The sequence below is a fragment of the Lysinibacillus sp. GbtcB16 genome, from assembly GCF_019091145.1.
In the GTDB taxonomy this organism is placed as follows: domain Bacteria; phylum Bacillota; class Bacilli; order Bacillales_A; family Planococcaceae; genus Lysinibacillus; species Lysinibacillus fusiformis.
On sequence record NZ_JAGXJV010000032.1, the window covers coordinates 1 to 4,205 of the forward strand.

The following is a 4,205-nucleotide window of genomic DNA, read 5'->3' on the forward strand; positions in this document are numbered from 1 at the left end:
ATTTAATGTTCCGAGAATAATTGGACATTTATTACATGCATGTTATTTGGATAGGGTTTCTAAAGGAATTAAAATTAATTTACAATCAATAAAATTAGCGTCGAAGAAATATTTTGAGCATACTGTAAGCTTATATTTTGATAGGTTAAACCCATTTGCGCTTGAACCCTTTGAAAATAAGCTAGATCGTTTTAATCAAAAAGCTCTTCTAGATACACTAATAAAAGAAGCAAGGGATACTCGTAAGAAGATAATAAGTGGGGAGGTTGGAGGGAATTATTTCTCTGATATTTCGAATCCGCCTACAAGTCATTTCATTGTTACACCTACATTCAATGATTTTTTTGCTTCCCTGGAATCAAATTTCTTTTTATCAAAATATAAAAATACAAGGGATAAGAATGGTCAGCAGGTGATAGTATATTCTCTATTTTTAGGTTTAGTTGAAAGTGAGAGAATGAATTGGGGCTATCCTTTAGGAAGAGAATATCGAAATTATTTCGTCCAACGTTGTTTTGACTACACTAGGGTTGTTCATCACTATCTTTCAAGTAATCAAACCATTGAATGTAATAATTGCGGAACCTGTTATCCATTAGAAAAAAGGGATAGTTTTGAAATGTTCCATTGGAGATGTCCAGAATGTTCAACTGGAGAATGCTCTGTTGTATATATTGCAGATAATTTTAAAGAAGAGTTCACTGAATTAAATAAAGATATCATGTTGGATCCTATTGAAGTAGAAATATTATCAACATTATATACTGAGCAAAGAAAAATGAGGGCTGGAGAAATATCTCACTTAATTGACAGTACCCATCAAATGGTTGGTAGAAGAACGAGTAAACTTAAGGATTTAGGATTGATTGAAAAAACAAGGGATCAGCATGATAAACCAGTAAACGAGATTACCACACGAGCAAAAAACCTATACTTTGATAATTAAAAAGTGGATAAGGGGATTGTATTTCCCACCGACCACACCACCAAAATAGTATTGTGCTCAAAGAAATGCTGTAAAATAAGGGGATTGGGAGTATCATCTACTATTGAGTGGGAATAGTAGCAAAAGCCCTAAAAACCCTGAGAGGTTTTTAGGGCTTTTTTAAATTAATTCTTTCTGAATTTATGGAGAAATAAAGTATCTCAATATGGAAAAATTGCTGGTAAAGTGTTGTGTGTAGTAAACTAAATGAATGCAAAAGAAATGATACTATTCAGATTTGGGGGGAATTAAATGGAGAAAAATAAACCAATAATTCATACATTAGCAGTTGGGATGCCAAAAGAATTGATTGATAGTAAAGGGCGTTCGATGATGACAGGTATTGAAAAGCAAAAAATGCAAGAAGTTTATTTGTCAGCTCATGGCTTCCACGGAGATGATGTTGCTGATAAAAAACATCATGGCGGACCTGATCGTGCAGTTTGTTTATATCCTGCGGAACATTACATACAATGGGAACAAGAACTTGGTAATCCATTGCCAACTGCTGCTTTCGGTGAAAATTTAACGGTTACAAATATGCTAGAAGAGGATATTTGTATCGGTGATATTTATAAAATAGGAGATGCTGTCATTCAAATTACTCAAGGGCGTGTTCCTTGTAGTACGATCGACAAATATACTGAATCAAACACATTGCTCAAACGCATGATTGAAACTGGTTATACTGGCTTCCTTGCGCGCGTACTAGAAGAGGGGACAATCTATGCGAACTCGAATATTGAATTAGTAGAAAAGCATCCTGCCCGAGTTTCTGTTTTGTATTGCAATGAAGTATATTTTAAAAACAAAGATGCAGATGCGATGAAACATATCCGAGCAGTTGATGCATTGGCGGAAGATTGGAAACAGAAGTTAGAAAAAAGAATTCAGGTCTTGCAAAGTAAAGTGATGAATTAAAAATTGTCGGCAAGGGAATCGAAATATGTCTTAAAATCCTTTAGAATTCGAGTGAGTTCTGAGGGATTTTTATATTATTGCGTTCGATGAATTGTTCAGTACTTAGACTTTTTAGTAGACGTTTATTAAAATATGAACATTAAATAAGAAATTTACACGAACTTTCGTATTTTATTTTATAAAATTGTTCGGAAATAGGGTTGAAATCTAAAAAGTGAAATGATATATTACGAATGTAAATTAAATAAGTCGTCGTATAATGTCGGGAATAGGGCCCGTGAGTTTCTACCAAGTTACCGTAAATAACTTGACTACGATTGAGGTTTATATACGTATGTATAAACCCTAATTTATTTCACACATTAATGTGGATGAAATATATCGTAGACATGCGACTAGTAGATTAGTCAGCGTGTCTTTTTTGTTTTCGATATTGAGGACGACCATACGGAGGATTTTTTTATAATGAAAAAATATTTCATGTTTGATGAATTAGGAACTAATTACCGCCGAGAAATAATAGGTGGTATTACAACTTTCCTTGCGATGGCATATATTCTAGCTGTTAACCCAGGTATACTAGAAAATGCAGGGATGGATAAAGGTGCTGTTTTCGTAGCAACAGCATTAGCTGCAGCAGTTGGTTCTTTAATAATGGGTATTTTCGCTAAATTCCCAATATCACTAGCTCCTGGTATGGGATTAAACGCATTCTTCGCCTTTACAGTAGTTGGGGCTTACGGTATTCCATGGCAAACAGGTTTAACTGGCGTATTCTTCTCTGGGATTATCTTTATCGTTTTATCTCTAACAGGTATTCGTGAAACCGTTATTAATGCTATACCAGTACAACTTAAATATGCTGTTTCGGCAGGTATTGGATTGTTTATTACTTTCGTAGGTTTACAAGGAGCAGGGATTATTGTAGATAGTCCAGCTACATTAGTAACTTTAGGAACTTTCACGGGCGCTACATTACTAGCGGTATTCGGAATTGTTTTATCTGTTATTTTAATTATTAAATTACGCAGTGTCGGTATTTTCTTAGGGATGGTTATTACGGCGATTATTGGTATGGTGACAGGTATTATTGAACCTCCAACGGCAATTGTTTCTGCTATTCCAAGTGTGGATTCTACATTCATGGTGGCACTACAGCCACTTGGAGATATTGAATCACTATTTAACGTGAAGTTTTTAGTAGTTGTATTAACGTTCTTGTTTGTAGATTTCTTCGATACAGCAGGTACTTTAATGGCTGTGGCAACACAGGCTGGCTTAGTAAAAGATAATAAATTACCACGTGCAGGTCGCGCATTAATGGCAGATGCACTTGCAACAACAATTGGTTCTTTATTTGGTACATCTACGACTACTGCCTATGTAGAATCAACTTCAGGGGTAGCAGCTGGAGCTCGCTCTGGGTTCTCAGCAGTAGTAACAGCAGTACTTTTCTTAGTAGCATTATTCTTCTCTCCGTTATTAGCAGTAGTAACACCAGCAGTAACAGCACCTGCTCTAGTTATTGTAGGAGTACTGATGGTATCATCATTACGTTTAATTGATTGGGATAAATTTGAGATTGCAGTACCAGCATTCTTTACCGTATTAATGATGCCTCTTGGTTATTCCATTGCTACTGGTATTGCAATTGGCTTCGTGTTCTATCCGATCACAATGTTATTAGCGGGACGTAAAAAAGAAATTCACCCTATGATGTATGGTTTATTCTTTGTCTTCCTAGCGTATTTCATTTGGGTACGATAAATTAAATACATGTTGAAAATCACCTCCATTGTTAAGGATAAGTTCTAACGATGGAGGTGATTTTTTATTATTGGGTTATGAATAGTAAATAATTAAATACTTTTCTTGTTATTCTATTCGTCTCTTTTTTACTACAAATAATAAAGCATAACTATAACGAATTATATAAAGTTATTTTCACCATTATATAGAAGAAACTCACTTTGTAATAATAAGAATAGTTTTACTTTAATGAAACACTTGCAAACTTTATTCTATGATGATATATTTAAACACGTTGTTACGAAACAAACGAACAACTTAAAAGATATTAACGTAGACAGTTGACAACGAGTTAACAATATGTTAAATTATAAAAAGTTACTTGAAAGTAACTAGCAAATGAACCTTGAAAACTGAACAAGCAAAACGTAATCAATAATTTTTTAGTAGCTAGCTTAGCTAGTGAACGAAACAAATTTTGGACATCAAAATTGATGCCAGCAAAACAATTTGAGCTAATCAAATTTCTTTTATGGAGAGTTTGATCCTG

Annotated in this window: 3 protein-coding genes and 1 riboswitch; all 3 genes read left to right on the forward strand. The window is 34.2% G+C overall.

Going from position 1 to position 4,205, the window contains the following annotated elements:
- Window positions 1-946: MarR family winged helix-turn-helix transcriptional regulator (locus KVT27_RS22885; protein WP_217582003.1), on the forward strand; the 946-nt coding region annotated here is incomplete at its 5' end.
- A 291-nt stretch (window positions 947-1,237) separates the two neighbouring features.
- Window positions 1,238-1,906, forward strand: coding sequence for an MOSC domain-containing protein (locus KVT27_RS22890; protein ID WP_036145716.1), 669 nt, complete (start codon window positions 1,238-1,240; stop codon window positions 1,904-1,906).
- A 232-nt stretch (window positions 1,907-2,138) separates the two neighbouring features.
- Window positions 2,139-2,240, forward strand: a riboswitch (purine riboswitch).
- 131 nt (window positions 2,241-2,371) lie between these two features.
- Complete coding sequence (locus tag KVT27_RS22895; RefSeq protein ID WP_036145714.1) at window positions 2,372-3,673, forward strand: NCS2 family permease; 1,302 nt, start codon at window positions 2,372-2,374, stop codon at window positions 3,671-3,673.
- Window positions 3,674-4,205 lie beyond the last annotated feature (532 nt).

Coding starts and splice junctions, on each gene's coding strand:
- KVT27_RS22890 (WP_036145716.1), top strand. CDS start 1,238: ATGGAGAAAAATAAACCAATAATTCATACATTAGCAGTTGGGATGCCA.
- KVT27_RS22895 (WP_036145714.1), top strand. CDS start 2,372: ATGAAAAAATATTTCATGTTTGATGAATTAGGAACTAATTACCGCCGA.